Source organism: Paenibacillus sp. FSL W8-0187, assembly GCF_037969755.1.
Lineage (GTDB): Bacteria > Bacillota > Bacilli > Paenibacillales > Paenibacillaceae > Paenibacillus_AQ.
The window spans coordinates 5,017,870-5,043,931 of sequence record NZ_CP150206.1 but is presented as its reverse complement, the minus strand read 5'-3'; the positions used below and the strand labels follow the sequence as shown (position 1 = coordinate 5,043,931).

Here is a 26,062-nt window from a genome sequence, read left to right as displayed (position 1 = left end):
ATGAAATCGCATTATAAAATGATCGCCTTGATCTTCCTCATTGGATACACCATGTTGCTAACTTACTGGATGATCTGGGGATTCGGGAGGACCACACAATCGGAATTCAGTTATAATCTGGTGCCATTTTCGACGATGGCAAGTTATTTCCCCATTCGAAGCTTGGCTTCATTGATCAATATCGTTGGGAATATCGCTGTGTTTGTGCCTTTCGGGGTGTTGATTCCAGTTGTATTTCGAATTCGATACGTTAAGATGTTGGGTTTCTTTTTAGTCGGGTTATTCGTGCTCGAAATGGCACAGCTGATCTCCCGGCGGGGAAGCCTGGATGTGGACGATTTTATTTTGAACTCGGTAGGTGTTACGATTGGTTATGGTTTGCTTGGGGTCATTATGAAATCGAGGCGCAGATAACCGTAACCGCATATTTCGATCATACATAAAATAGTGTATAACAGGCAGCAGAATGACTTAACTACGATGTAGGAAAGTCATTCTGTTTTTTTATTTGTGGCTGATTTTGTTGTGTAGAAGTTACATTCTCAACATGAGCTGGATGACGCCAATATGGGGAAATGTGGGGAAAACTATTGTTCGATCAGGAACCGAAGCTTACAATGATATGAGGGATTGGAAAATATTGTGTGGAAAGGTGTGTGTCTAGGATGAGGGATTCCGTGTTTAGTAAGTTGACTCATGGCATAGAGTTTACATATAACCTAAGGGATGATGTAGAAGCTTTTCTCATCAAGCATGGAGAGCAGGAAACGTTTGAGCATATCATGAATGTAGTTCGAGAGGCGTTAGCCATTGCGCCGTTATTTGATGTAAACCCAGATGCAGCCCGGCAGGCGGCGCTGCTGCACGATATCAGCAATGCTATTTCGGTAAGTGAAATGAAGGAGGCCGCGGAAGAATGGTCTCTACCTATTATGGAAGAGGAACACCGATATATCAGGATCATTCATCAGAAGCTTTCCATGGAAATGGCTCAGCGTATCTTCGGCTGCACTTCTCCGGACATATTGAACGCTATTGAATGCCATACAACGTTAAAAGCCGGGGCAAGCCAATTGGATAAGGTATTATTCGTTGCGGATAAGATCTCTTGGGAACTTGAAGGCGATCACACCTATCAAACGGACATGCGCACTAAACTGGACGAACTGGATTTAGACGGAGCGGCGCTTGTATATTTGGACCATGTATGGAATCAACGTGACAAAATGAAATTGGTGCATCCGTGGTTAATCGCAGCCAGAAGTGAGCTAATTAGCCAAAGAGTATAATCATTTGCCGCTGATTGCTTGATGAAGTAACTGATAATAGGAAGGACTAGATACCCTATGAACAATAAAGCGATGGGCATTATTTTCATCTGTATTTCGGCTTTTTTGTACGGTATCCGGTATTTAACGGCAGCGATCGCGGGGATATACAGTCCTAGGATGTTTGAGGATTTGTTATCGGAATTTGGAAAAGGACCGTTGATATTCAGCATCATCAGTTTGATTATTGGTATCTTATGCTTCATCGTCCCAATCATTCGTAAATGGCTAGAGGATGACCTGAACAAGATCAAGCATAACTGGGAGGAGTTTGATCAGACAGACAGCGCCGATAGGAGTCCATAATTGAATGCTATCTTGATTTTTTAAGGAGGTATATTGATGGGCGAAAACCAAGTTGCCGGCTTTTGGATCCGGCTAGGCGCCAATCTTCTGGATGGAATCATCGTGAGCCTTCCGTTATGGTTCATTGCAGGTTTGATCACTGGGAATTTTGAGAATGAGCCGATCAATAATTTGATTTATGGTCTGTATGCCATTTTGGTGCCCGTGTATTGGAATGGTTATACCATCGGCAAGCGTTTATGCGGAATTCGCATACGCAAATTCGATTTTCTTGAGCCGCCGGGCATAGGAACGATGCTGCTCCGCAACCTCGTAGCGGGAATTGTGTATACGCTAACGTTTGGAATTGGTCTCATCGTGAGTATCTTTATGGTTGCGATGCGCGAGGATAAGCGTTCCCTTCACGATTTTATCGCCGGTACGGAAGTTGTGTATGATTAGGAGATGAATTTACTTGGCAGTCCCGTTCGGTAGAGCATCTTGATCCGGGTATTCAACAGCTTTATGATGACAGCATAAATAGGGCTCCCGGCGGGTGGGTGCTTAAGGAAACGAGTCAGGAAATTTATATGTTGATTAGCGGAGGACAGCTTCCGTCGGCAAAAGGTTTTCGGATCGCATCCATGAAGATGACCCGAGAACAGATAGGGGATCCAAAGAATCATCTATATATCACTTTAGCTTCACAAGCAGATGATGGGACGGAGGATTACCCTGGCCAGGCAAGCGTCACATCATTGATCCGAATACCCAAATCAGGCTTACCTGCTGGAGCCGCAATTCAAGGCGTTTCCATGACTGGAGTTGATTAGATATCGGGTTCACGATAAAAGGGATTATTTTTGATATGGATAATACGCTGCTGCATTCCAGCATTGATTTTGGCGCGATGAAGAGGGACATCTACGCCTTTCTATGCCATCACAGAATCTTGCCCCAAGGTCTGTCTATGGACACCCATACGACCTCAACCATTATTGCTGAAGCCATGAATACAGGGCTGCTGTCGGAAGATCTTCGTCAGGCGATGTGGAATATTGCCAAGGAACATGAGATGAGAGGGATGATGGGTGCAGAACTAGAAGCGGGCGCAAGCGAGCTTGTTCAGCACTTGCATGGGCAGATGCATCTGGCCATTGTGACGAATAATGCGGTGGAAGCAGCGATGGCCGCATTGGAAGAGAACCGGATTGCGCAATATTTTGATCTCATTATTGGCAGAGAAGCCATGGGCTTGTTAAAGCCGGCACCCGATGGTTATTTGGAGGTACTGAAGCATTTCCCTCATACATCACCGAAGGAATGGTTGTCTGTCGGAGATGCCTGGGTGGACGGCAAGGCCTCCGAGAGCGCCGGAATTCCATTTATCGCCTATCGCGGGGACACCGCCAGAATGAACAGCATGGGTGTTTTTCCGCTTGCCGAGATTCAGCATATAGAAAAAGTTATAGATTATCTTCAGCCGCGTATCACTAAATAAATCTCGGAGGTGCCATTTCCCTATGCTGAGTTTTATAACGGTAGGCGTGAAGCGTTTCGTGGAGAGACCGGAAGGTTATGAAACAACCGGATACGTCAGGATGAATTTTGATACGGTTATCGAAATGATAAAGGCGATTGAAGGCCGCGAGGAACGGATTGAGGTCATTCGTAGAGCCGGTATTCTATCAGGTATGTTGGCTGAGGTTACATGATGAGAGGATATTTGTCCCATGTGTCTCTGACTTTATTTGTCTGCATCACCCTGTTCACGCTGTACAGTTTCATGTTTCCGCCTAAGGCAGGCAGTCCCTTGCAGGGACTGTCGTATGCGTCGATTCTTCTGTTGTCACCCGTGGGGATTCTGTTAGCAATCATTAGCAGATATCGAGGTAAACTCACGATAATCCATATTACAGCAATGGTAGGCCATTCCGTGTTACTGCTATTTCTGTTTCTATATATGACACTGGGATACCTGATTTTCGGTGTATAGGATACCGCGGGACAAGTTATGCCATATTGATGACTCTATAGAATTCCTTTACCCTCTCCAACTTAGAAGTTGTATAATCATGGAAGATGTCTAAATCATAATAAAGGCCCAGTCTTAGAAAGAGCTACTCTATGGCTGGGTTTTGTCACATACTGGACGGCGAAGGAGGCATTGCTTCATGATGAAGAAAAAAGCATATATTACCGACCTGGATGGAACGCTTCTACGATCAGATCAGACACTCTCACCCTATACTAGGGATGTTATCGCGAATGCGCTGGAGCAGGACGTGGTCGTCACGTTTGCTACTGCCCGCGGCTATATTAGCGCTCAAAGCGTCGTCTCGGAAATCTCCTGGAAGTACCCGCTGATTCTATATAACGGCGCTTTGATATATGACGGGGTGAATCAAACTGTAATCGATGGTTCCTGGCTTGAACGGGAGATCTCGAATGAGATTATCGACGTGGGGAGGAAGTTTGGTATTACTCCTTACTATTTTTCATTGGATGTGGATCATCGTGAGCGTGTTTTGCATGAGGTGCTGCGGAGAGAGGGAGAGAAGGCTTTTTATCATAGTCGGCCCCATGATCCGCGATTTATGGAAGTGAAGACCCTGATCTGTCCGCCGGATTACCGGACGCTAGCTCTTACATACATTGGACTTTTTGAGGAATTGGAGCCGATACGGTGCGAGGTCATGGAATTATTCGGTGATGTGATTCACGCGCATATGATGCCGGATTACTACATCCATAACCATTTTTTTCTGGAATTCAGTCATGCTAAAGCAAACAAAAGAGACGGACTGCAATTATGGTCCTCCCATATGGGTATTGATCTGGAGAGCACGGTGGTTTTCGGTGACCACATCAATGATATGGGGCTGTTTGAAGCCGGAGGCACCCGGATCGCGGTGCGAAACGCGCATGAAAGGATACGGCAGCTGGCTGACCAAATTATCGACTCGAATGAACTTGATGGCGTCGCCCATTATATCCAGCAACAGATGGAACTGTCGGGAGAGAATACCATCATATCCACTCTGGGAGGACAACTATGATGTTGAGACATCACAGTTCATAAACCTTCTGTCTTATCGAAATTAACTTTAACCAGCTCGGCAAAAGCGGAAAATGCCTTGTTCCTGAACCGGTCGTTGCGCCGGATCAGGCTTGTCGAGGTATGCCGGAAGGCTTCCGGGATCGAGAAGCTGCCCATATCCGCAAATTCTCCGCTCAAGACGGAGGTGGGGAGCAGCGTAGCGGCAAGACCTGATTGTACGATGCCTAATTGGGTCTCTAACGATGAGACTTCGATCATATTGGTTAGCGGAATTCCTTCGCTTAACAGCCATCTTTCGAGAATGCTTCGAAATGGGCATCCTGCTGGAGCAACGGCCCATTTGGTCACCGCCAGGTCGGGAAAGGGCTGTTCCTTCGATTTGATCAGCAGCTTGACCTCGTCCTCTTCTACATAATCGGCAACCAGTTTCGGCGGAATGTTTCCTGTCACAAATGCACCGTCCAGCTGGTAGTTTAATACTTGTGCAATCAGCTCCGAAGAGCTGCCGGTCAAGAGCGATAGCGTGACGTCCGGGTACATGGTTTGATAGTCCGACAAGGATTTAATGAAATGTCCGCAATGCACCGTATCCACGACGCCAATGGTTAAAGAACCGCTTGGATAAGGCGTTTCCTGTACAGCCCGCACCGCTTCTTCCGACAGATTGAGAATGGTACACGCATAGTCCCGGAACATGCGTCCTTTTTCCGTCAAAGTCACTCCATTGGAGTGTCTGTTGAATAAGGGAACCCCCAGTTCATTCTCGAGCTTTTTGACCCGGGCCGTAACATTGGACTGCACATACCCAAGTTGCTCTGCGGCGCGGGTGATATTCCCTTCATCAGCAATCCTCAGAAAAACCTTCAGATCGGTAAGCTCCATCTAAACCTTCCTCTCTCCTTCAGGCATCACTAAAAATGATGACATCATTATTATTTATCATTATACGGTATGCCGTTTTTAGATTACAATCACAACTACATCATAAATATTTTCATGCAAATATAGAGTGGAAGGATGTTGGAGGATGAAAAAGGCATGGTGGCTCTTATTATTGGCGGGGGCACTGGAGGTTGTATGGGTATCCGGTTTGAAGCATTCCGATACCTGGTGGCAGTGGATCATTACCCTCGCTTCGATTATATTCAGCTTTAAAGTTTTTCTGGACTCTGCGGCTAAACTTCCCATCGGTACGGTCTATGTGATTTTCACAGGACTCGGGACAGCCGGTACGGTGCTTGTGGAGATCCTCGTGTTTGGCGAGCAGGCGAATCCCATCAAGCTGCTGCTAATTGGCATGTTGGCTGCAGGGGTGTTGGGACTCAAACTGGTCACGAAAGATACGGATAATCAGGCGAAGGAGAGTGGTGCGTAATGGAATGGATCGCTCTGATCGCCGCAGGGTTATGTGAAGTGTTGGGTGTGATCGCATTAAGAAGGGTGAGCCTGACTCGAAGCTTGGGCTCCTACATCTTTTTAGCCTGTTCGCTCGGTTCGAGTTTTCTGCTGCTGACGTACGCGATGGCCTTTATTTCCATGGGAACCGCTTATGCAATTTGGACGGGAATGGGGACGGCCGGCAGCACCCTGCTGGGGATGTTTGTGTTCGGTGAACCGAAGGAAGCGCGGCGGGTTTTCTTTATTGCTTTAATCCTGGCTTCAGCGATTGGTCTTAAGATCATCACCTAATCAATCAGGTGTGTAGAATTTCATAGATACTGTGAAGGATATTGTGATTAGCATATAGAATTTAGATATAGTTTGGTGTTTTGAATCCATGAGATCAGACGCCAGGATGCATTTTTACATGGGAAAGGACAGGTGTATCTTATGAAATTCAGCGAGTATCGCTATGAACGCCCCGACGTAAAAGCTTTTGAGCAAAAGTTTAAGGAACAACTGAACGCCTTCACCTCCGCCAGCACGTACGAGGAACAGGATGAGGCGATGACCCGTATTAACAAACTCCGCAGCGAGATGGATACCCTGAGTCAACTGGTGTACATCCGTCACTCGATTGATACGAACGACGAGTTCTATAAGGCAGAGCAGGATTTCTTTGACGAGAACGGACCGGTCATCCAGGAATACATAACGGATTATTATCGGGCCCTCGTGGATTCGAAATTTAGAGCTCAGCTTGAGGACAAATGGGGGCGGCAGCTGTTCCAGCTGGCAGAGCTATCACTCAAAACCTTCAGCCCTGAGATCATTGAGGATTTGCAGCAGGAGAACAAACTGACGACTGAATATTCGAAGCTGATCGCTTCCGCCAAAATTCAGTTCGAAGGTGAAGAGCGTACCCTGTCGCAATTGATTCCTTTCCAGCAATCGACGGACCGCAATATGCGTAAGCGTGCTATGGAGGCGTCCAGCGGCTTCATGGCTGAGAACGAAGCAAACTTCGACCGTATCTATGATGATCTGGTTAAGGTGAGAACCAAGATTGCCAAGAAGCTAGGCTTTAACAACTATGTAGAGCTTGGTTATGCCCGCATGGCCCGTACGGATTATAACGCGGAGATGGTTGCTAATTTCCGCAACCAGGTGCTGGAGCATATCGTTCCCGTTGCGACCAAGCTGAAAGAACGTCAGCAGAAACGAATCGATGTGGACCAACTGCTGTACTACGATGAGAACTTCTCATTCAAATCGGGGAATGCAACACCTAAGGGTGACCCGGATTGGATCGTAAACCATGGTGCGAAGATGTATGAAGAATTGTCTCCGGAAACTCACGAGTTCTTTACCTTCATGCAGGAGAACTGCCTGATGGATCTGGTTGCCAAAAAAGGTAAGCAGAGCGGCGGATACTGTACCTATATTAGCGAGTACGGCGCACCGTTTATTTTCTCCAATTTTAACGGGACTTCCGGCGATATTGATGTGCTGACGCACGAAGCCGGTCATGCGTTCCAAGTGTACGAGAGCAGAGGGTTCGAGGTACCGGAGTATGGATTTCCTACCTATGAGGCGTGTGAAATTCATTCCATGAGCATGGAATTCTTCACTTGGCCGTGGATGGACCGCTTCTTCGAGGATGAGGCGGATAAATACCGCTTCGACCATCTCGCGAGCGGACTCATCTTCATTCCTTACGGGGTTACGGTTGATGAATTCCAGCATTTTGTTTATGAAAATCCGGATGCAACGCCGGCCGAACGGAAACAGGCATGGCGCGAGATTGAGCGGAAATATCTGCCGCACCGGAACTATGATGATAATGCGTATCTGGAGCAAGGCGGTTTCTGGCATAAACAAGGTCATATCTTTAATTCGCCGTTCTATTATATCGACTATACGCTGGCTCAAATCTGTGCATTCCAGTTCTGGAAGAAGATGCATGAGGATCAATCCGCTGCATGGGCAGATTATCTGCACCTGTGCCGCCAAGGCGGAAGCAAGTCGTTCACCGAATTGGTGAAGGTGGCAGGCTTGATCTCCCCATTCGAGGATGGCTGTGTCACTTCCGTCATTGGCAGCATCGAAGCTTGGCTGGACAGCGTAGACGATGCAGCTCTTTAAATCGTAAATAAGCATGGCTAAGACATGCAGGGTAACACGATGAGTACTTTACTCAGGTGTTTTTCCTGCATGTTTTTAATAGAGAGCATCTCTAAATATGCCTTACTCACTCGTGGCTCATGGATTAGGAGGATTTGAATATGATTACATACAAACCGTTAAGCGAGCTTCCGATTCGGGAAGTATCGGAGCTCTGGAATCACTCATTTGAAGGGTACATGGTTAACGCCTCGATGCCGCTGGACCGCTTCATTGCCCGTATCGGAAATGATGGTCTGTGCATGGAGAGATCACTCGCTTGTTACATGGATGGCGTACCGGCCGGCATCGTGATGAACAGTTTTCGGGAGGAAGATGGCGTTAAGATTGCACGTAACGGCGGGACGGCGATAGCTCCCGATTTCCGGGGGAAAGGAATCGGCAAAAACATGATGGAGAAAAACGCCGAGCTCTACGTAGAACAAGGCGTCCGTCGTGCCTATTTAGAGGCGATCAGCACGAATGCGGCAGCGATCCGTCTCTACGAAAGCGTTGGATATGAAATCATCGACCGGCTTCTCATCATGACGAATGAACAGCCCATGGAGCAACAGCGTGCGCAGAATACGCGTTCACCATATAAGCTGGTCAGAGGCCTAGCCGCGGAGACTGCCTCCGTAGACTTCTATCGATCCGGTGAAGTCTGGCAGACAGACGCTTCCAGTATCAAGGACGGCGAATGCGTTATTGTATATGAAGGGGAAGAACAGGTAGGCTTTGGTTTGTTTAAGCGGGTGTTCGATGCCAAAGGTCGTTTGACAGCAATTACGCTGTTTCGCTGTGAGGCCGCTCCAGGACACCCCGATGCAGAAGCTGTGATGAAGACGGCGGTACTGGAGATGGTACAACCCGGTTATGCCTGCAAGCGATCCGCATTCAACATCCGGGCTTCGCATCAGGAACTGGTAAACGTGCTGCAGGAGCTTGGATTTACGAGCTCGATGGAGCAGGTGCTAATGGTTCATGAATACAGCACTCCATAGGTTGAATGATTATTTGTAAAGCTCGAAAGGAATTGTGTTCATGAGAAAAAATACGGATTTGAGCCTGTTCCCGGCTCTCTCGAATGATATCCATTGGGGTGTAGTGCGAGCCAGGTTTGCCCTTGGCGAAGATTTCGAAGAATCGACGGTCAGCAATGTCACCATTCTTCCATTTGACGGGGATCGCTGCATTATTTTTCAGGTAGAGGACGGAAGCTGGGAGCTCCCTGGAGGAACCCTGGAACCCGGAGAGTCCTATATGGATGGACTTAGACGGGAAGTTAAAGAGGAGCTGGGTGCAGAACTCGAGTCATATCGGATCTTCGGCCAGTTTCGTTGTGAATCCTGCTGCAAGACTCCCTATCGGCCGCATATTCCCCATCCTCATTTTGTCCGATTGGTAGGTTACGGGGATGTACGCATCGTCGGAGAGCCGCTAAATCCCGAAGATGGCGAGCAGGTCATCGCGGTAGAGGCGGTTGATTTGGAGGAAGCTGTTAAGCGATTTGAAGAGACGGGCAGGCAGGATATTGCTGATCTGTACAAGCTGGCTTATGCCATACGTCAAGCAGACCGTTCGATTTAACAAACGACGAACCATGATTAACATACTAAGGTAGGGAGGGAACAATTAATGAAAGAAACAACCACGATCTACCTCGTGAGACATGGACAGACGGAGTGGAATGTGCAACACCGATTTCAAGGACATCTGGATTCGCCGCTGACGAAGCTAGGCATTCAGCAAGCGGAATGGCTCGGCGAAGCCTTGCAGCATGACCCTATCGACCTCATTTACTCGAGTACCAGTAACAGAGCATTCCATACAGCCGAGATTATTAGAGGGAACCGAGATGTGTCGGTTATGGCTTGCGATGAATTCAAAGAAATTAATTTGGGCGTATGGGAAGGACAGATACAGGAACGGATCGGCGAATTATATCCTCAGCAGTTGGATCATTTCTGGAATCATCCGGAGCTGTTCGGCGTCCCGGGCAGCGAGACTTTTCATGAGGTCAGAGAACGAGCGGTGAACAAGCTTGTCGATATTGCCGCATCGAATCCAGGCGCCAGCATTTTGCTGGTCACGCATACCGTGGTGGTCAAGCTGTTAATGGCTTATTTTGAAGGGAGAAGCATGGACCGGCTGTGGGATCTGCCATATATCCACCCGACATGCCTGAGCAAGATTGAACTGACGGATGAGGTGCCTTCCATCCTCCTGCATGGGGATGTCAGTCATTATAGGGAAGAACAGGGTGTGTAAGGATCGTTCGCTGGCTCGCCGACATTTGATGAAGGAGCTGTGTCATGACTCTTTATCAATTTATTCATGGGATTGCCAGCTGCCGGAGGTTAATCCGGGTCGGCCTTAGATCCACTTATGTAAGTAGCACAGATGAATCATATGTTCCTTCTGGCCTTGATAATATTCGCAACGTTAATAACTGCCTTATTCTGGAGTGAAGTGAATGAACATAGGAAGGTTTGTACATGTGTTTTACGATCGCTCAAGGGGGGATTTTGACTCTAGCGATATGGGTAGGAGTATCATAATTAGTCTATTTTATCCGGCAGAGACTAATGCAGAGAGTCCCACGGTCTCATCGTACGCTCGATTGTTTGATCCCTGTGCTGAAATGGCACTCGCTAGTCTCAAAGAGATGGGTGCGGATGAGGAGCATATTAAATCGATAGGGATTCCGGTGGTGAATCAAGCCGAGCCCATGTATACAGCTGAGAAACGCCCGGTTATTCTCTATGTTCCTGCCTTTGGGATTGTAAGAGATATGTACATGTTTCAAATCGAAAATTTAGTCAAGCAGGGATTTATCGTGGTAACGATTGGAGCGACTGACGAATCCATGTTTTCTATTTATCCTGATGGTCGCTTTATCAGACAAGCGGAAAAGATGTCATCCATCGAAAGTACTGATACTGTTCTGTGGGACGAGCTGTTGCAGGCAAGAGTGGAGGATATTTTGTATGCGGCCGCTCATTTGCAAGAGCTAGAGTCTTGTTTTTCATCCCCATTGATGGACATGGAACGGATCGGTCTGGTTGGACATTCCTTGGGCGGGGCAGCTGTATTTGAAGCCGTGAAGAGAAAAGCGGATTTCAGGGCAGCGATTTTGCTGGATCCCAGCTTTCATCTTCTCCATCTGCAGGATAGAGGTGATATCGCAACTCCGTTTTTGGTGATGCGGCAAGAAAAATGTACCCATAAGGAACTCCAACCCCAATTTTCAGAAGCGATCTTGAATCCATTTGTCGATGGGTATGAAGGGTTGTATTATTATTTGTCTGGGTATATGTCCTGTTTAAAGGTAGTGGGCGCCAATCACATGACCTTCAGTGATGTTCCCCTACTGTTTAAAGAGGGTGAAGTATCGCAAGTTCAAAGGACCATTAGTCGATACGTGACATCATTCCTTCGTGAGTATGTGTCGAATGAGGTACACGAATATCAGGGGTTATTGCTGAGTGAGACCATGAATCAGGATGGGGTTTATAAGATTGATCATAGGGGGAACGCGCTGAACAGAAAAGAGGTGTAAACATTGGAACACTTATTTCAGGAACTGTTGAAGCATTATTTTCAAGGCCCTGTGCATTCGGTCGAGACCGTGCCTTTCGGAATGACGAATGACTCCCGAATTGTCGTAATGAACCAAAAAAAATATGTTGCAAGAATATACAATCGTCATACGAAGAATGAAGAGAGGTTGCAGTTTGAGATTGGACTAACAGCTTATCTGGAGCATTGTTCCTTATCGTTTGATGTTCCATGTTTCGTCCCCAGTAAGGATGATGCGAAGTACGTGGTTCTGTCGAACGGTTCCCTGGGCTCCCTGACACGGTTTATCCAAGGAGAGGTCCCTGATCTATCCTGCATGTCCGATGTGCTTAGTTATGGACGGACAGTTGGGGAAATATCATTTGCTCTTCAGCAATTCGAATCGAATTCCGTTGATGTGGTGTGTCCTGAGATTGCGTTCCATGATGTTTACAACCTCCATTCTCTATCCAATCAGACGAAAATCAATGAGTTTTTGGCATGTCCTCCTTTCGAGATTGATGCCGAACAGATAGCTGTATTGCAAGGATACTATGAATCTGGGTTGAACCATGCATCTGAACTGAATGTACTGCCTAAGCAAATGGTCCATCATGATATTTTAGTTTTTAATCTCTTGATCGATCCCCAGTCCAGGGAGATGAGCGGTGTTTTGGATTTTGATTTTGCGGCCATGGATTTACGGATATGGGAACTATCCATCTGTCTGAACCATCTTCTTCATCATGAGGACCTGACCTTGACGAAGGTCGAGTTGTTTTTAGATGAATATCGCAAATATATGAGGTTAACTCATGTAGAGATCCAGTGGATTCCCTATCTCATGCAGTTATATTATGTTTCATTATTAAGCATCTATATCGGACAGCATTTGGCCGGAAGGAACATCGCCTCTTATTTTCACCTGATGTTGAAGCAACTTCTGATCAGAAGAGAATGGATGGAACGGAACCAACATGAGTTAACTGAATTGTTGTATTCGAAATGTCTATGAATGTTTAACGCAAACAACTTCTAGGATGTGAACAATGCTGTGAGATTACCTTATAAAATAGGATATGCCGTTACATTGGTATGGGTGGTTTGGATTGTGTACGGGTATGTGAATTACGATGTTATGGCAGACCGGGGTCAGCTCCCCATCGTCCTGTTGAGCGCTGTGATTGGCATTATCCTGCTTCCGATTTATTTTATATCCGTGCTGCTGTTCTATGTTTACAAACGAGGTCCGAAAAAGAAGAAATAAGGGGGGCGTTATCTTGAGGGATCGATATCTATATTTGCTTGGAGGACATTCCTTTCAAACAGAGACAAATAGACATTTTGTAGAGCAAGCGGGCGGTTCCAACGCTAGAATCGTTTTATGCATCATGAACAGACCGGGCTGGGAGGAGTATGTTCCCCTGTTTCAGCAGATGTGGACAGAATCAGGTGCCCAGGATATGCAGGTGATCGTTCCTGATGAGGATGGGATCCTGGACATGGAACAGGCCGAACAGGTGTTGTCATAGGCCACGGGGATATTTATTGGCGGGGGCAACACGGAGAAATACCATCACTATTACGCGACCGGTCGTTTTAAAGATCTGCTGATCAACTGTTATGAGAACGGTGTTCCCATTGCGGGGAATTCGGCAGGTGCCTTGATTCTTCCGGAGATCTGCCTCATATCGCCGCTGGATAATGAACAGAGTGTAATGCTGTTTAAGCAAGGGGTAGGGTTACTTTCGAATGTATTGATCAGCGTTCACTATACGGAGTGGAGCGACCAGTCCAATCTGCTGGAGGGTATGAGAACTAAGAAGGTGAAGCGTGGGATCGGCATTGATGAGCAGGCATGTGCCGTTTTTATCAATGGGCAGCTGGCGTATGCTTTGGGCGAATCCGTCCATGAAGTAATCTTCGAGGATTTTGACCCGGATCAATATACGATTGTGAAGGGGCAGTCCCATAAGTAGGTTTACTCACTTGGCTGACGATTCGTCAGATTAAAAAATGTGTCAAATGAGGAAATAGCGGTGCTCAGGATGTTATCCTTGCACCGCTATTTCTTGCTCTTCGGTCCGTTGCTGCTTGCTTGACGAAGATTATGGGCAAACGAAAGCCATTTGACCTCTAGACTCACTTTCGTCAGTCCTCAATCAGAAATCAAGAAACGGTTTCTTTTCGTATGTCTAACGTATGTTTTCGCACAACGTAGCGGAGAGGACGAGACGGTTCCGGACAAGCGAGAGCGGTTGCCTCCCTCCTTATGATTCAATTTTCTTGCGCTAGCTCGCTAATTCGCAGGATTTCATTCGTTATGAAAACAAATGTGACAACGAAGGCGACAAAAGGGGGGACCGTATGGCGAATGTGGGCATAACGAAATAAGGGGAAGTGCGAAATTCCCATAGTTTTCCTTTATTCGCATGCTCCATCTTCGTCCTTGAGGTTTGCCCTCCCATGTCTCAACGGGTCTATGCCCTTTCATTCCTTCGTTACACCTATCAAGGAGATGGAGTCCGTTACTGCTTTGTCCACGGGTCTGAGCCCTTTAGGCGAGCGTATCGGTTCTTCATGCTTCTTGTGAATCCTGCGAATGAGCCAGTAGGCAAGTGGTCGGTTATTAAGCGGCGACCGTTACTTTGTTGATGTCGTAAACGGAATGCTTCTTCGCCATAGCTACAAGCATACGAGCAAGCTTCCCGCACAGCTTCATGATCGACTTCATACCTTTCATGTTCTTCACTTGTTTGTTGTACTGATGCAGCGCCCGAAATTCTGGATTAATGGAAACCATATGAAAGACCGTCATGAAAAGAAGTTTTCGCAGTCCAGGTCGCCCTCGCTTCGTGATTTTCACTTCGCCCTTGTAGGTACCTGAGCTGTTTTCGGACAGATGTAAGCCAGCTAACCGAAGGACTTGGTTACCATGAGTAAAGCCGCCCAAATCACCCGCTTCACTGTATAACGTAGCCAGCGTAATATCATTCATGCCTTTAATGGTACGAAGGAGCTTTGCTGTGGGAATGCTTCGAAGGAGTTGACTCATCTTTTCTTCCAGTTGATTCAATTGGTCGTTATACATCTGCAGTTGTTGCAGCAGTAACGATATACTAAGTTTTGCTTCCTCTACACAATTCGGAATGGCAGCTGTCCGTTGCGCCGCATGGATGAGGGCAGCGGATACCTTACGGCTGCCTGCGCGCTTCAGTCGTTTTCTCCACCCGGCGATAACGTCTTCAACCGTTAAGTGGCGAAGATCGGATGGATGCGCAAATTCGGCCAACGTTGCGAGTGCCGTCTTCGAGGTGATGTCCTTAAATACCTGCTGAAACTCAGGGAAGTACATGTCAGTCCACCGATACATCTGGTTGACGACACTGGAGACTTGCTTGGTCACAAAGTCTCTGGTGCCCACAAGCTGCCTAAGCGCCCGATACGGCTCGGCGTGAATATGAGTTTCAGAATAGTATCCATTCTTCACCATGTCGGCAATGACCAAGGCATCTTTGACATCGTTTTTAGTTGGAGAGTTGTCCCGGTTTTCTTTGTTACGCTTCACTTGAAACGGGTTAACGAGAACGAGCTCGAGCAGCCTCTCTTTAAGCCAGAACGCTAGGTTGAACCAGTAGTGACCGGTTGGCTCAACGCCGAAGATGACATCGGTCTTGTTAAACTGAAGCATTAGAGCTTGCATCCACTGATATAACTTTTCATATCCTTCGAGATCGTTAGAGAACACAAGGTAGGAACCTCGTTCAATGCCACGATAGTCTGTCGCACGTGCGACATGTTTAAATTTTGCAATGTCGATGCCAATGATGAGATGATGGTTGGTTATACGTTCAATTCGTTGATTTTGTTTAACTGATTGTTTAAACTTCATAATAAGAGCACCTTCCTTATGATGTTGTGGTTGTCGTAGTGGACACCTTTCATCATAAGGAGGTGCTCGTTCAATTTCAAAGCCGAAATTTAAGAGCATACAGGAATGCTATGCCCCCACATTTCGTCCTTGCTCAGAACCAATCCAAGAAATGTGGGGGCAACAGTTATCATGAACGAGACAGACTCCCCGTAATTGCAACATCTTAGGTTAATTTTGGGAATAATGGTGTAGTAGAAGCTAAACCAAAACCAAAATCAGAGCTAAATTGCAAAGGAGAGTCTGTACTATGAAGGATACCATAAAATACGTAGGCTTAGACGTGTCGAAGGAAAATATTGCTGTATCTGTAGCTGATCCAGGAAGAGAAGGCGCTCGGTATTTGGGCACGATTCCTCATACCGAGTATCACATCTTGAAAGTATTGAGGAAGTTAGGCCAACCCAATGAATTAAGCGTTTGTTACGAGGCAGGTCCAACAGGATATCCTTTAGTTCGTTTGCTAACTGCACATGGATATGACTGCATTGTTATCGCCCCATCACTTATGCCTAGTCGTCCAGGAGAACGGGTAAAAACGGATCGTAGGGATTCGATGCGTCTGGCACAATTACTTCGAGCAGGTGAATTAACACGTGTGCATGTACCTACTCCAGAGGAAGAAGCGCTTCGTGATTTGGTACGAATGCGTGAAGATGTTAAGGAAGATCGAGCTCGAATCCGGCAGCGGATCGGGAAGTTTCTCCTTCGTCATCAGATTGCACCTAAAGAGCCACTTCGCCGTTGGACGGCTAAATACCGGTTATGGTTAGGACGTATTCCATTCGAGTCCGCTTCTCAACGTTTGGTTCTGCAGGAAATGCTGCATCAGATGGATGAAAATGAAGAACGTCTGAAGCGTTTGGAAGCAGCCATTCACGAAGAAGCCACGGAAGGGCACCACGCCCCCTTAATACAAGCCCTTCAAACCTTACGTGGAGTAGCTGAAACGACAGCAACAGGAATCGTAGCGGAAGTGTGTTCATTTACCCGGTTTGGTAATGCGAAGGCTTTCATGGGGTACACAGGTTTGGTGCCGAGGGAATACTCAAGTGGCCAAAGCCGATGGCAGGGAAACATTACGAAATCGGGGAATACCCACCTTCGTCGTTTATTGGTCGAATCCGCTTGGAGTTACCGCTATAAACCTGCGCTACAAGGAGAGTTAAAGAAACGTCAACAAGGAAAATCTCCTGAAATTCAGGCCATATCCTGGAAGGCACAGCATCGACTACATCGAAAATACACGAAAATGCTGTCAAAGGGTAAGCCTAGTGGCAAAGCAGTTGTGGCCGTGGCGCGTGAACTAAGTGGATTTATTTGGTCGATTGCCCGAGAACTTGAAGAGAAAAGGATAAATAGGTGATCACCATTCCTATTGGAATCTAGTCGTATTGTGAGAATGGTTGATTCAAGGTGATCCCGTTCCCCAAAAAAACAGGTGGAAGATGAAAAACTGAGTTAGAAGGCAAAGGGAAAAGCCGTAAGAGAGAATCCACGTCCATCGCTATGTGCCATCCCTCCAAAGGAAACGACGCACGACAACAGTTCGTGGTGCACTCTCTGCAGACGGAGAGAAAACATGCGGTATACAAAACCCGCGGATATCAGACTGCTCACCGTTGATAGCTTTTGCCTTCTAGTTCAGTTTTTACACCCTCTCTTGTATAAAGGGGATTGGGAAAACAAGGGAGTTACAAACTGCTATTTGACAGGTCTCGTTCATATCAGCGATGGGAGGAACGATTCGTACACGGAGCGTCTCCTAACAGGAAAAAGGGGCATTCCGCCAGATCTCGCTAATGAGAAGGATGCCTTTATGAAAACAATAAGAAAAGAATGGTTTTTTTATTTCAAGTGTGTCAAGATATACGAAAAATAAGCGACTGGGGGAACGTAGGGCATGATCTATCATATGATTTCTAAGGAAGCCTGGAGGGTAGCACTAGAGAATAGATTGTACGAGCCGCCGAGCTTACAGACGGATGGATTTATCCACTGCTCCACAGAGGAGCAAGTCAGCGGGGTAGCCAATATGTTCTATACAGGTAGGACGGATCTATTGGTGCTGGTTATTCAAGAAGATCAGGTGGATGCGGAGATTGTATATGAGGACTTATATGAGATGAACCAGTTGTACCCGCATATATATGGAGGGCTGAACCTGAATGCCGTCCAGAAGGTGTATCGTCTTGAGCCGGATGAAGAAGGGTTATTCACGTTTCAGGCTTCTACCGAGCTTGAATATAGAGGATAAAGTGTTATGAATATTAGCTGAGATACCAAGGAGGGAAAACAATGATACTCGAAGTGGCCATGCTGCAGGTGAGACCAGGACTAACGGCAGATTTTGAACGGAATTTCCAAGTCGCCTCAGGGATCATTTCCAAGATGAAGGGATATATTCAGCATGAGTTGAAGCGGTGTCTCGAGGATCCGCACAAATACGTTCTATTGGTGAAATGGGAGACTCTGGAGGATCACACGATAGGGTTTAGGGGATCGGCCGAATATCAGGAATGGAAGGAATTGCTGCACCACTTTTACGATCCATTCCCCGTCGTTGAACATTTTGAAGATGTATAAATAAAGCAGCCGTTAAGGCAGGTGTTGGAGATGAGCCTGGAAGATCTTATAAAGGAGGTTTACGGCAGTCCGCCGCTAAAGATCGAATTCATGTCGTTTGGTCATACCAATCAGGTATATCGTGTGACATTATCAGACGAACAAATCATTCTCAGAACCAATCACAAGCCCGGCGTCCTGAAGCATACAGCGGACAATATTGCGATTCTCTCTTCATTAGGTTTGCCGGTACCGAACGTGATCCGAACGGATGTATCCTTGGAACAGGTTCCCTTTGCTTATATGATACTGGAGCACTTTCCAGGACGGGACCTCCGATATGAGCTTGAGGGAATGACGCATGAACAAATGGCCGAACTTGCCGAACTGATCATTTCATACCAACGCACAGTGTCAGAGCTTCCCCGGGGCACCGGATTCGGTTGGGTTCCGATCGGGGAGCAGGGGCCTTTTTCATCCTGGACACAGATCATTGATCGTGATATCCGCAATCACATAGATAACATTATCGATGATGTTACTCCGGAGACTATCGTCCAATTACAAACGATGAAGCAGCGTTACACGCCTTATTTCGACCAAGTAGAGCCTGTCTGTTTCCTTGATGATCTTACAATCAAGAATGTAATTGTAGCCGAAGGCAAGCTTCAGGGCATCGTTGATTTCGATTGGGTCTGCTACGGGGACCCGCTGTACATGATCGCCCTCACCCAGACGGCGGTGGTCTCCGATATTGGAGATCAGGGAATGGCCTACGTGGAGGCGTTATGCAGGCAGTGGGGAGCGAACCGAAAGCAGCGGGAGCTGATTGATTTCTACTCCGTTATTCATGCCCTGCAATTTATCGGCTTTCATCAGAGGGAGCAGAACGATGCCTGTAAACAGCGAATGGTCTCATTCATATTAGACAAAATAAACAGCGATACAAACAGAACCGCATGAGCTTAAGGAGCTCATGCGGTTCTTGTTATCCAATCATGGTGCAAATCCGACTCTCGGTTTATCTCGTTCCTTGGTATTCACCGAAACGTAACGAATGGCGGTTAACGGTACATACAGCATCTCGTATTCATCTTTATACCGGATGAATTGTTCACCTACTTCTTCAAGCGTGCCGCTCCGCACATAACTTCCATCTGTAAAATAAATACTTACTTCCTGATTCAGCAAACTTTTCAGCATATACAGTCCACTCCTTGTGAATAAAATAAAGTATCGGGGCTAGCGGTGTTGGACATGATTTCGAATAGCGTCATAGTTTAGTGACGATATCGTCAATGATCCCGTATTCCTTCGCTTCTTCTGCTGACATAAAATAATCCCGCTCCATATCTTTTTCGACACGCTCGACCGACTGACCTGTACGTTCGGATATAATGTGCGCCAGTTTCTCGCGGGTTTTCAAGATGCGTTTGGCCGTAATGGCAATATCGGTGGCCTGCCCCTGTACACCACCCAGCGGCTGATGGATCATGATCTCGCTGTTCGGCAGCGCAAGACGTTTGCCTTTGGCCCCGGCCAGCAGGAGAATCGCGCCGTAAGAAGCGGCGAAGCCCGTGCAGATGGTGTTGACTTGAGGTTTGATAATCTGCATGGTATCGTAAATGCCAAAGCCCGCAGAAACAGAGCCACCCGGACTATTGATGTACATGTGGATGTCCTTCTCAGGATCCTCAGCCGCCAGAAACAACAGCTGTGCGATAATACTGTTAGCGATGGCGTCATCGATGGCTGCACCCACAAACACGATCCGATCCTTCAGCAATCGGGAATAAATATCGTAAGATCGTTCGCCCCGGTTGGTTTGTTCAACAACATAAGGAACAATATTCATGTTTCATCCTCCATATTCGTTAGGTTTTCTGGTTTCAGCAAGTAAACGAAGAGGAAGCCGCAAAAGATACGGAGAAACCACGAAATAAAAATCGAAAACGAAAGTAACGAAATGATGAGTTCGTTCGTTTACCTATAAGATATCTTACCGAGATGAGGAAAGGAGTTGGCTTCCGATGACGATATATCGACCGAGCGTCTCCCCTTCGGCTGATCTGAGTCTGGAGGAATTGAATGCTACCCTGCACAGATATTGTCTCTCCCTTACAAACTCCTCATGGGATTCCGATGATCTGGTGCAGGACACTTGGATTAAGGCATTGGAGCATATGAAGCAGCGGAGCCATGTCAATCCCGAAGCGCTGCTGCTTCGGATTGCCAAGAATACATGGATTGATCGGGTCCGCCGGGATCAGACCTATAGACGAATTCTGGATGAGAAGCTGGAACAAGTTTTGCCTAGGGAAGAAACGTCGAACGAGGACAGCAAACTGAACATCGAGTTCGCTTTTCAATGGCTGCAGGAACACTTGTCGCCCCTGCAGCGAACAGTGCTGCTGCTTCGTGAAGTGTATGAATATTCGGTTTCGGAAACCGCAATGAAACTGAAAACAACGGAGGGCGCGGTGAAAGCGGCCCTTCATCGTGCCCACAAAGTGCTGCAATCGCTGGATCCAGAGGAAGAGGAACTTGCATTGGCTATGCCGGAAGAGGAGGAGATGACCCTGAATCTTCGGGCATTGGCAGAGGCATACCAATCCGGGGATGTTGAAGCGGTCGTTAGACTTATTCAATGGAATAGCAGTGAAGCATCTGCCATCGGTTGCATGGTTCCGATGCAGGTTCAAACCCCGAGCGCAAGTTATATAATGTACGGCGGATATTCGTCCGATATGAGAATGGCCGCGTAAAGCGAAGATTCAAGCAGGCTGATCATACACTTTATCTTGGAAGGCCGGAGCAGAAGTTGCTCAGGCCTTTTTTTGATGCAGATTAACAATCTTGAGCATGAAAAAAACGGGTATGGATATCCGTTCATCATATCGTCATCCAGTGCTTCCGGTTGTATACTATAACCAAGTAGAATTGTTAGGAATGAGGGATTAGGTTGCAGACCGAAGTGAAGTTGTACACCATGTGCATGATCCAAGACGGAAGCCAAATCCTGCTGATGAATAGACCGGATGCCAAAGGATTTCCCGGTTATATTGCGCCCGGTGGCAAAGTGGATTTTCCGGAAAGCATTGTCAACGGAGCCATTCGGGAGGTACGGGAAGAAACCGGCTTGATTGTAAAGGACATCATCTATAAAGGTCTCGAGGAATCGTGTGAGCCGAATACAGGGCTGCGGTATATGGTGTTTAATTATTTGGCCACTTCCTTTGAAGGGGAGTTGCTGGAGCATCCACCTGAAGGGGAGCTATTATGGGTGGACAGGGAAGAGGCATTGAAACTGCCCATGCAGGATTGGTTTAAACGCCGGTTTCCGTTATTTTTTGAAGAAGGCACGTTTGAATTAAGCGAGATTTGGGACGAGAAGGCAGGGATGGTTCTGGATGAAACGGTCAAGCGGTATCCGGCGAAAACACCTCAGGCAGCAGGTATCGTTGAATAACGAAGGGAGCTGTGTTCATGGCGGTCAGAGCGGTGTTCTTCGATTTGTACGAGACGTTAATCACGGAGTTCGAAAAGGCCAAGCGGATATCTAAGAGGTCCTATGATTATATGAATAGCCTCGGGCTATCGGAAGCGGAGTTTAAACAGGAGTGGGGAACCCGTTTTGAGCGAAGAATGAATGGGCATTTTCCCGACTATCATTCGGTAATCCGTGACATTCTGGTTTCGCGGAGTTTGCTCTATCCTCAGGAACACGTGGAGTTCCTTTATCAGTCGAGAGTCAGCGAGAAGAAAATCCCTTTCAATAGGATATCGAATGAGATATGCAGAATGCTGGAACTTTTGCGTAAAAGGGGTCTGAAGCTGGGCTTGATCAGCAATTGCTCGGAAGAAGAGGTAATTTCTTTTTGGCAGAGCGAATTGGCACCCTACTTCGATGACGTCATCTTCTCTTATAAGGTAGGGGTAGCCAAGCCAAATGATGAAATCTATCAATTGGCATGTGATCGCTTATCTGTAACACCACAGGATTCCTTGTTTATCGGAGATGGCGGATCGGATGAGCTGAGAGGGGCTCGCAGCGCCGGTTTAAGGCCGTATCATGCTTACTGGTACAATACGTTTATTGAGAGCGAGTACGAGAAGATCCATCAACCGCTGCATGTTCTGGATCTTATCGAAATTTCGACAGAAATGGAGTCGCGGGAGCCATGAAACTGCAAGCCATTAACCATCTTTGTTTTTCCGTTTCGGAATTGGAACGGTCCATCGCTTTTTACAGGGACGTGTTTGAGGCCAAGCTTCTGGTCAAGGGGAGAAAGCTGGCTTATTTCGATCTGAACGGACTGTGGATTGCTTTAAATGAAGAAGATGTCGATAGAAGCACCGCGAAAAGAACGTATACGCATATTGCCTTTACCTTGGAAGAGGAGGATTATGAAACAACGCTGCTTCGTCTGCAAGCGCTCCAGGTGGAGATTCTGCCGGGGAGGTCAAGGGATGAGAAGGACAAGAAGTCGATCTACTTCCTGGACCCGGATGGGCATATGTTCGAGTTTCATACGGGCAGCTTGGAAGACAGGCTGGATTATTACCGCGCGGATAAAGAGCATATGATCTTTTACGATGCCGAATAGTTAGCAGAAACGAACGATTCCAATTGCAGATCGAGGAGATGAGCCGATGAACCTTGCCAACCGTATTACGATAGCCAGAATGCTGTTGATTCCATTATTTATTCTTTTTTTTGCAGAATACCCATTATGGTTGACCGAGAAAAGCGGCTTTTTCGGATTCATTCATGTTTATGGAACCAACATCGCGCTGGGTATATTCCTTCTTGCTTCGGCTACGGACAAGCTGGACGGTTATATCGCGAGGAAATACAATCAAATTACGAATCTCGGAAAATTACTGGACCCGCTCGCGGATAAACTGCTCATATCGGTCGCCTTAATCATGATGGTTCAATCAGGGATGGTTGCGACATGGATAGCCGTTGTCATCATTGCGCGGGAATTTGTTATCACAGGGCTTAGGATGGTCGCATCCGAGCAGGGAATCGCATTGTCCGCTGACAGTCTCGGGAAATTGAAAATGGTGCTTCAGGTGATAGCCATTGCAGCGGTATTGCTGGACAATTATCCGTTTCAGCTCATCACTATGATTCAAGTGGACGAATTTCTCATGCTAGCCGCAGTAGCCTTGACGATATACTCGGGCATTCATTATCTGTTGAACAATTATAAACTCATTAAATTGAACTGATGGAGTAAGATGACCGTCACTCCGGCTTGAGCTAATTGGGGCAGCTGTTCATTTCATCACGTCGGGATTTTTTTCGAATTTGGCGCTGGGAAATTATCCTACTTTGTGCCTATTTTGGTGTCAGAAGGTAACGATTTAATCCGGGACTGTCGATATAGAGATAGACTGAAAAAAAGCCTGAGAGACAGAAGGTACAAAGGAGAGAAATAAATGAGCTTAAACAGAAAGACAACGAAGATGTTTCTTGTCGTTGTGATGATGTTGGCGATGGTTTTTCCAACCAGCGTATTCGCCGCCTCCGGGGACGTAACGTCGATTGAATTTGATACGAACGAGAGCAAAATTTACTTAACCGTTAATGAAACAACGGAACAACTTCGAGTATTGGCTAACATTGAAGGCTCTTCTACGAAGAAGGATGTAACCAATGAATCGACGTGGACTTCGTCCAACACAAGAATCGTAAAGGTTGACGGTGGACTCATTATTCCACTGGAGAAAGGTACGGCTCGAATTACGGCAAAATTCAAAGGCGCGATCAAAACGATTGATGTTGATGTCAAATTTGCCATTGACGAGTTTAAACTGGATCAGCCGGATAAAGTGGAGCATAAGCTTGGAACGGAAGGTCTAACCGTCAAAGCGTTGGCTGACGGAACGAACGACGTAACAACAGAAGCGAAGTGGACCACTTCCGATGACAGCGTAGTAAAAGTAAGTAAAGGCGAACTGACCCTTGTAGGTTTGGGAAGCGCAACCGTGACTGCGGAATACAAAGCACGTAAGGCTTCCTTTACGGTCAAAGTCACGGCACCTTACCAAAAGCTTGCGATCGTCCCGGGTGAAGATCTGGAGCTCTTAGTTGGCGATGCACCTGTTGAGCTGAAAGTATTCGCCAAGCAGTCGGAGACCGATGCAGGTATGGATGTAACGGATAAGATCGAGCTGAAATCGTCCAATTCTTCCGTAGCTGCAATAGAGGATGGCAAGCTAAAGCCGGTTGCGTTGGGTAAATCTACGATCAGCGTGAGCTATCTGGGTTCAACGGCCAAACTGGATGTGTATGTGCGCAATCCATATGAAGCTTTAATTCTGGATCAGACGGATTTCGTCAAGAATCCGGTGCTGTTTATGAATGATTCGATTACGGTACAAGCCAAGGTTCGCAACGCGGCTTCGCAATCCATTGACGTGGCCGGGGAATGGACCTCATCCAACCCGCTGGCCGTATCCGTTAATGGAGGTGTGATTACAGCTAGAGCTTCGGGAACCTCCAACATCAAGGTGAGTTACTTGGGAATCAGCAAAGAATTCACGGTAAAGGTTTATCCGACCGTGACCAAGTTTGAGGCAGCCGATACGGAAGTGGAAGTGCTCAAAGGCGAATCCAAATCTTTCCCTAAAGTGACGGGAACGCTTCTGGACGACGAGAAAGAGGATTTCAGTAGTGCGGTTATCTGGACTTCCAGCGATGAGAAAGTGGTAACGACCGAAGACGGCAAAATCAAAGCCATTGACGCCGGTACAGCAACAATCACCGGTAAGATTGGTTCCAGAGAGGTAGCGACGGTGCCGGTTACCGTCAATGAAAAAGTGCTGGTGCTGCTGCCGGATGTAGAAGAGTATCAGCTGGTTATGGGCAGAAGCATTGCGCTGCCGAAAGTAAATGCTGTATTTGAAGATGGCAAGGAGAGCGATGTGACCTCCTCCGTTGAATGGTCGCTGACGGGTTCGGCAGCTGTCATCAAGGACGGTACGCTTAAGGGATTAACCAAAGGTTCGACGACACTGAAAGGAACTTACTTGAATAAAGACATCAAGATTCCGGTAGTGGTTGAACAGGAAGTTGTAAAAATCGTTGTAGAGCCCGAGAAAATCGATCTCAATATCAAGAAATCCAAATCGATTAAAGTTACAGGCTACTACAGCAACGGCAAGACAGTTTCTCTCTCCTCCAAGATGAATTGGAGCTCGTCGGACAGCGCGATTGTGACGGTATCCAAAACGTCTGTTAAAGCGGTTGCCGAAGGTACGGCTACGATTACGGGTTCTTACCAAGGCAAAGAGGCTACAGTTAAGGTAAACGTAGTTCCGAAATTGAAGAAATTGACGGTAAGCGAGAAGAAACTGAATCTGAAGCCCGGAGACGTTAAGACTGTAACGGTTACAGCTGAATTCGATACCGGCGCGAAAACAAATGTTGGAGACACCGCCGTTTGGACAACCAGCAACTCCAGCGTTGCCAAAGTAACAAACGGACGTATTGAAGCGATCGCGAAGGGAACCGCCCGCATTAAAGGGCAGTACAATTCCAAGACCGTATCCATCACCGTTTCTATCAAATAGATCCAATAGACTAGCAGCAGCCCGGCTCTTTAGAAGAGCCGGGCTGTGTCTGTTCCGGGATAGCTTTTCTTTAGGAGTTTAAAGTAAGGTTCTTACGCTATCAGCTTATTGAAACCGTGAATCCCGGATGAAGGACTCAGTTTGTAAATAGGTGAATGGATATAGATGACTGACGAGTCCGCATCATAATCAGAGGAATATACT

Annotated in this window: 33 protein-coding genes; 29 read left to right on the top strand and 4 right to left on the bottom strand. The window is 46.9% G+C overall.

The window, feature by feature from the left end:
• The 8 genes from MKY48_RS22720 (at position 1) to MKY48_RS22685 (ending at position 4,672) form a co-directional block, all read left to right on the top strand.
• A complete protein-coding gene (locus MKY48_RS22720; RefSeq protein WP_339290976.1) occupies positions 1-414 on the top strand; it encodes a VanZ family protein in 414 nt (137 codons plus the stop codon).
• Positions 415-677: 263 nt separating this feature from the next.
• Positions 678-1,289: a bis(5'-nucleosyl)-tetraphosphatase (symmetrical) YqeK gene (yqeK, locus tag MKY48_RS22715; RefSeq protein ID WP_339290974.1), complete on the top strand. Its 612-nt coding sequence runs from the start codon at positions 678-680 to the stop codon at positions 1,287-1,289.
• A gap of 57 nt (positions 1,290-1,346) precedes the next feature.
• Positions 1,347-1,634 carry a hypothetical protein gene (locus MKY48_RS22710; RefSeq protein WP_339290972.1) on the top strand — a complete coding sequence of 96 codons (288 nt, stop codon included), beginning with the start codon at positions 1,347-1,349 and terminating at the stop codon, positions 1,632-1,634.
• A gap of 36 nt (positions 1,635-1,670) precedes the next feature.
• Positions 1,671-2,075 (top strand): RDD family protein, encoded by a 405-nt coding sequence (locus MKY48_RS22705; RefSeq protein WP_076325151.1) that lies wholly within the window; start codon positions 1,671-1,673, stop codon positions 2,073-2,075.
• 406 nt (positions 2,076-2,481) lie between these two features.
• Positions 2,482-3,114, top strand: coding sequence for an HAD-IA family hydrolase (locus tag MKY48_RS22700; RefSeq protein WP_339290969.1), 633 nt, complete (start codon positions 2,482-2,484; stop codon positions 3,112-3,114).
• Positions 3,115-3,136: 22 nt separating this feature from the next.
• On the top strand, positions 3,137-3,328 hold the full coding sequence (locus tag MKY48_RS22695; protein ID WP_339290968.1) for a hypothetical protein: 192 nt from the start codon (positions 3,137-3,139) through the stop codon (positions 3,326-3,328).
• Between the two features lie 20 nt (positions 3,329-3,348).
• The gene (locus MKY48_RS22690) at positions 3,349-3,609 is read left to right on the top strand and encodes a hypothetical protein (protein WP_339290966.1); all 261 of its coding nucleotides are present in this window, start codon (positions 3,349-3,351) and stop codon (positions 3,607-3,609) included.
• Positions 3,610-3,790: 181 nt separating this feature from the next.
• The gene (locus tag MKY48_RS22685) at positions 3,791-4,672 is read left to right on the top strand and encodes a Cof-type HAD-IIB family hydrolase (RefSeq protein ID WP_339293545.1); all 882 of its coding nucleotides are present in this window, start codon (positions 3,791-3,793) and stop codon (positions 4,670-4,672) included.
• A gap of 17 nt (positions 4,673-4,689) precedes the next feature.
• On the opposite strand, the gene MKY48_RS22680 is transcribed toward MKY48_RS22685, so the two are convergent.
• Positions 4,690-5,556, bottom strand: a complete 867-nt coding sequence (locus MKY48_RS22680) for a LysR family transcriptional regulator (RefSeq protein ID WP_339290964.1) — start codon at positions 5,554-5,556, stop codon at positions 4,690-4,692.
• A gap of 145 nt (positions 5,557-5,701) precedes the next feature.
• Between MKY48_RS22680 and MKY48_RS22675 the strand changes: the two genes are divergently transcribed.
• The 11 genes from MKY48_RS22675 to MKY48_RS22625 all read left to right on the top strand — a co-directional run bounded on the left by MKY48_RS22675 (position 5,702) and on the right by MKY48_RS22625 (position 13,757).
• On the top strand, positions 5,702-6,049 hold the full coding sequence (locus MKY48_RS22675) for an SMR family transporter (RefSeq protein ID WP_339290962.1): 348 nt from the start codon (positions 5,702-5,704) through the stop codon (positions 6,047-6,049).
• A complete protein-coding gene (locus tag MKY48_RS22670) occupies positions 6,049-6,363 on the top strand; it encodes a multidrug efflux SMR transporter (RefSeq protein ID WP_339290961.1) in 315 nt (104 codons plus the stop codon). Before MKY48_RS22675 ends, MKY48_RS22670 begins: the two co-directional genes overlap by 1 nt.
• A 141-nt stretch (positions 6,364-6,504) precedes the next feature.
• Entirely contained in the window at positions 6,505-8,199 is a 1,695-nt protein-coding gene (locus tag MKY48_RS22665; RefSeq protein WP_339290960.1) for a M3 family oligoendopeptidase, read from the top strand.
• A gap of 140 nt (positions 8,200-8,339) precedes the next feature.
• Positions 8,340-9,221 (top strand): GNAT family N-acetyltransferase, encoded by an 882-nt coding sequence (locus MKY48_RS22660; protein ID WP_339290959.1) that lies wholly within the window; start codon positions 8,340-8,342, stop codon positions 9,219-9,221.
• Between the two features lie 40 nt (positions 9,222-9,261).
• Positions 9,262-9,807, top strand: a complete 546-nt coding sequence (locus tag MKY48_RS22655) for an NUDIX hydrolase (protein ID WP_339290957.1) — start codon at positions 9,262-9,264, stop codon at positions 9,805-9,807.
• A gap of 48 nt (positions 9,808-9,855) precedes the next feature.
• The gene (locus MKY48_RS22650; protein WP_339290955.1) at positions 9,856-10,488 is read left to right on the top strand and encodes a histidine phosphatase family protein; all 633 of its coding nucleotides are present in this window, start codon (positions 9,856-9,858) and stop codon (positions 10,486-10,488) included.
• Positions 10,489-10,693: 205 nt separating this feature from the next.
• A complete protein-coding gene (locus MKY48_RS22645) occupies positions 10,694-11,779 on the top strand; it encodes a dienelactone hydrolase family protein (RefSeq protein WP_339290953.1) in 1,086 nt (361 codons plus the stop codon).
• Positions 11,780-11,782: 3 nt separating this feature from the next.
• On the top strand, positions 11,783-12,793 hold the full coding sequence (locus MKY48_RS22640) for a phosphotransferase (protein ID WP_339290951.1): 1,011 nt from the start codon (positions 11,783-11,785) through the stop codon (positions 12,791-12,793).
• Between the two features lie 39 nt (positions 12,794-12,832).
• A complete protein-coding gene (locus MKY48_RS22635) occupies positions 12,833-13,045 on the top strand; it encodes a hypothetical protein (protein WP_339290949.1) in 213 nt (70 codons plus the stop codon).
• A 13-nt stretch (positions 13,046-13,058) separates the two neighbouring features.
• Positions 13,059-13,310: a hypothetical protein gene (locus tag MKY48_RS22630; protein ID WP_339290947.1), complete on the top strand. Its 252-nt coding sequence runs from the start codon at positions 13,059-13,061 to the stop codon at positions 13,308-13,310.
• A gap of 9 nt (positions 13,311-13,319) precedes the next feature.
• Positions 13,320-13,757 carry a Type 1 glutamine amidotransferase-like domain-containing protein gene (locus MKY48_RS22625; RefSeq protein ID WP_339293544.1) on the top strand — a complete coding sequence of 146 codons (438 nt, stop codon included), beginning with the start codon at positions 13,320-13,322 and terminating at the stop codon, positions 13,755-13,757.
• Positions 13,758-14,407: 650 nt separating this feature from the next.
• On the opposite strand, the gene MKY48_RS22620 is transcribed toward MKY48_RS22625, so the two are convergent.
• Positions 14,408-15,670: an IS110 family transposase gene (locus tag MKY48_RS22620; RefSeq protein WP_098748207.1), complete on the bottom strand. Its 1,263-nt coding sequence runs from the start codon at positions 15,668-15,670 to the stop codon at positions 14,408-14,410.
• Positions 15,671-15,959: 289 nt separating this feature from the next.
• Between MKY48_RS22620 and MKY48_RS22615 the strand changes: the two genes are divergently transcribed.
• From MKY48_RS22615 to MKY48_RS22600, 4 genes are all read left to right on the top strand, one after another.
• The gene (locus MKY48_RS22615; RefSeq protein ID WP_339267677.1) at positions 15,960-17,075 is read left to right on the top strand and encodes an IS110 family transposase; all 1,116 of its coding nucleotides are present in this window, start codon (positions 15,960-15,962) and stop codon (positions 17,073-17,075) included.
• Positions 17,076-17,612: 537 nt separating this feature from the next.
• Positions 17,613-17,966 (top strand): DUF952 domain-containing protein, encoded by a 354-nt coding sequence (locus tag MKY48_RS22610; RefSeq protein ID WP_339290944.1) that lies wholly within the window; start codon positions 17,613-17,615, stop codon positions 17,964-17,966.
• A gap of 41 nt (positions 17,967-18,007) precedes the next feature.
• Positions 18,008-18,295, top strand: coding sequence for an antibiotic biosynthesis monooxygenase (locus tag MKY48_RS22605; RefSeq protein WP_339290942.1), 288 nt, complete (start codon positions 18,008-18,010; stop codon positions 18,293-18,295).
• Positions 18,296-18,325: 30 nt separating this feature from the next.
• Positions 18,326-19,237, top strand: a complete 912-nt coding sequence (locus MKY48_RS22600; RefSeq protein ID WP_339290940.1) for an aminoglycoside phosphotransferase family protein — start codon at positions 18,326-18,328, stop codon at positions 19,235-19,237.
• Between the two features lie 33 nt (positions 19,238-19,270).
• Here the strand turns inward: MKY48_RS22600 and MKY48_RS22595 are convergent, their stop codons facing one another.
• Both MKY48_RS22595 and clpP read right to left on the bottom strand, forming a co-directional pair.
• Positions 19,271-19,477 carry a hypothetical protein gene (locus MKY48_RS22595; protein ID WP_339290938.1) on the bottom strand — a complete coding sequence of 69 codons (207 nt, stop codon included), beginning with the start codon at positions 19,475-19,477 and terminating at the stop codon, positions 19,271-19,273.
• Positions 19,478-19,547: 70 nt separating this feature from the next.
• The gene (clpP, locus tag MKY48_RS22590) at positions 19,548-20,129 is read right to left on the bottom strand and encodes an ATP-dependent Clp endopeptidase proteolytic subunit ClpP (RefSeq protein ID WP_036664303.1); all 582 of its coding nucleotides are present in this window, start codon (positions 20,127-20,129) and stop codon (positions 19,548-19,550) included.
• Positions 20,130-20,304: 175 nt separating this feature from the next.
• On the opposite strand from clpP, the gene MKY48_RS22585 reads away from it, so the two are divergent.
• The 6 genes from MKY48_RS22585 (at position 20,305) to MKY48_RS22560 (ending at position 25,858) form a co-directional block, all read left to right on the top strand.
• Positions 20,305-21,039, top strand: a complete 735-nt coding sequence (locus MKY48_RS22585; protein ID WP_339290937.1) for a sigma-70 family RNA polymerase sigma factor — start codon at positions 20,305-20,307, stop codon at positions 21,037-21,039.
• Between the two features lie 224 nt (positions 21,040-21,263).
• The gene (locus MKY48_RS22580) at positions 21,264-21,743 is read left to right on the top strand and encodes an 8-oxo-dGTP diphosphatase (RefSeq protein WP_339293543.1); all 480 of its coding nucleotides are present in this window, start codon (positions 21,264-21,266) and stop codon (positions 21,741-21,743) included.
• Positions 21,744-21,760: 17 nt separating this feature from the next.
• Positions 21,761-22,459, top strand: a complete 699-nt coding sequence (locus MKY48_RS22575; RefSeq protein WP_339290935.1) for an HAD family hydrolase — start codon at positions 21,761-21,763, stop codon at positions 22,457-22,459.
• Positions 22,456-22,881 carry a metallothiol transferase FosB gene (fosB, locus tag MKY48_RS22570; RefSeq protein ID WP_339266411.1) on the top strand — a complete coding sequence of 142 codons (426 nt, stop codon included), beginning with the start codon at positions 22,456-22,458 and terminating at the stop codon, positions 22,879-22,881. Before MKY48_RS22575 ends, fosB begins: the two co-directional genes overlap by 4 nt.
• Positions 22,882-22,927: 46 nt before the next feature.
• A complete protein-coding gene (gene pgsA / locus MKY48_RS22565) occupies positions 22,928-23,512 on the top strand; it encodes a CDP-diacylglycerol--glycerol-3-phosphate 3-phosphatidyltransferase (protein WP_076325118.1) in 585 nt (194 codons plus the stop codon).
• A gap of 210 nt (positions 23,513-23,722) precedes the next feature.
• The gene (locus MKY48_RS22560; RefSeq protein ID WP_339290932.1) at positions 23,723-25,858 is read left to right on the top strand and encodes an Ig-like domain-containing protein; all 2,136 of its coding nucleotides are present in this window, start codon (positions 23,723-23,725) and stop codon (positions 25,856-25,858) included.
• Positions 25,859-26,062: the final 204 nt, after the last annotated feature.

Excerpts from the sequence above, each read along its gene's own strand:
- MKY48_RS22585 (WP_339290937.1), top strand. The coding sequence starts at position 20,305 with ATGACGATATATCGACCGAGCGTCTCCCCTTCGGCTGATCTGAGTCTG.
- clpP (WP_036664303.1), bottom strand. The coding sequence starts at position 20,129 with ATGAATATTGTTCCTTATGTTGTTGAACAAACCAACCGGGGCGAACGA.
- pgsA (WP_076325118.1), top strand. The coding sequence starts at position 22,928 with ATGAACCTTGCCAACCGTATTACGATAGCCAGAATGCTGTTGATTCCA.
- MKY48_RS22610 (WP_339290944.1), top strand. The coding sequence starts at position 17,613 with ATGATCTATCATATGATTTCTAAGGAAGCCTGGAGGGTAGCACTAGAG.
- MKY48_RS22650 (WP_339290955.1), top strand. The coding sequence starts at position 9,856 with ATGAAAGAAACAACCACGATCTACCTCGTGAGACATGGACAGACGGAG.
- MKY48_RS22720 (WP_339290976.1), top strand. The coding sequence starts at position 1 with ATGAAATCGCATTATAAAATGATCGCCTTGATCTTCCTCATTGGATAC.
- MKY48_RS22600 (WP_339290940.1), top strand. The coding sequence starts at position 18,326 with ATGAGCCTGGAAGATCTTATAAAGGAGGTTTACGGCAGTCCGCCGCTA.
- MKY48_RS22685 (WP_339293545.1), top strand. The coding sequence starts at position 3,791 with ATGAAGAAAAAAGCATATATTACCGACCTGGATGGAACGCTTCTACGA.
- MKY48_RS22605 (WP_339290942.1), top strand. The coding sequence starts at position 18,008 with ATGATACTCGAAGTGGCCATGCTGCAGGTGAGACCAGGACTAACGGCA.
- MKY48_RS22655 (WP_339290957.1), top strand. The coding sequence starts at position 9,262 with ATGAGAAAAAATACGGATTTGAGCCTGTTCCCGGCTCTCTCGAATGAT.
- MKY48_RS22615 (WP_339267677.1), top strand. The coding sequence starts at position 15,960 with ATGAAGGATACCATAAAATACGTAGGCTTAGACGTGTCGAAGGAAAAT.
- MKY48_RS22580 (WP_339293543.1), top strand. The coding sequence starts at position 21,264 with ATGTGCATGATCCAAGACGGAAGCCAAATCCTGCTGATGAATAGACCG.
- MKY48_RS22575 (WP_339290935.1), top strand. The coding sequence starts at position 21,761 with ATGGCGGTCAGAGCGGTGTTCTTCGATTTGTACGAGACGTTAATCACG.
- MKY48_RS22560 (WP_339290932.1), top strand. The coding sequence starts at position 23,723 with ATGAGCTTAAACAGAAAGACAACGAAGATGTTTCTTGTCGTTGTGATG.
- MKY48_RS22595 (WP_339290938.1), bottom strand. The coding sequence starts at position 19,477 with ATGCTGAAAAGTTTGCTGAATCAGGAAGTAAGTATTTATTTTACAGAT.
- MKY48_RS22660 (WP_339290959.1), top strand. The coding sequence starts at position 8,340 with ATGATTACATACAAACCGTTAAGCGAGCTTCCGATTCGGGAAGTATCG.
- MKY48_RS22645 (WP_339290953.1), top strand. The coding sequence starts at position 10,694 with ATGAACATAGGAAGGTTTGTACATGTGTTTTACGATCGCTCAAGGGGG.
- MKY48_RS22665 (WP_339290960.1), top strand. The coding sequence starts at position 6,505 with ATGAAATTCAGCGAGTATCGCTATGAACGCCCCGACGTAAAAGCTTTT.
- MKY48_RS22680 (WP_339290964.1), bottom strand. The coding sequence starts at position 5,556 with ATGGAGCTTACCGATCTGAAGGTTTTTCTGAGGATTGCTGATGAAGGG.
- MKY48_RS22710 (WP_339290972.1), top strand. The coding sequence starts at position 1,347 with ATGAACAATAAAGCGATGGGCATTATTTTCATCTGTATTTCGGCTTTT.
- MKY48_RS22670 (WP_339290961.1), top strand. The coding sequence starts at position 6,049 with ATGGAATGGATCGCTCTGATCGCCGCAGGGTTATGTGAAGTGTTGGGT.
- MKY48_RS22695 (WP_339290968.1), top strand. The coding sequence starts at position 3,137 with ATGCTGAGTTTTATAACGGTAGGCGTGAAGCGTTTCGTGGAGAGACCG.
- fosB (WP_339266411.1), top strand. The coding sequence starts at position 22,456 with ATGAAACTGCAAGCCATTAACCATCTTTGTTTTTCCGTTTCGGAATTG.
- MKY48_RS22620 (WP_098748207.1), bottom strand. The coding sequence starts at position 15,670 with ATGAAGTTTAAACAATCAGTTAAACAAAATCAACGAATTGAACGTATA.
- MKY48_RS22675 (WP_339290962.1), top strand. The coding sequence starts at position 5,702 with ATGAAAAAGGCATGGTGGCTCTTATTATTGGCGGGGGCACTGGAGGTT.
- MKY48_RS22700 (WP_339290969.1), top strand. The coding sequence starts at position 2,482 with ATGGATAATACGCTGCTGCATTCCAGCATTGATTTTGGCGCGATGAAG.
- MKY48_RS22705 (WP_076325151.1), top strand. The coding sequence starts at position 1,671 with ATGGGCGAAAACCAAGTTGCCGGCTTTTGGATCCGGCTAGGCGCCAAT.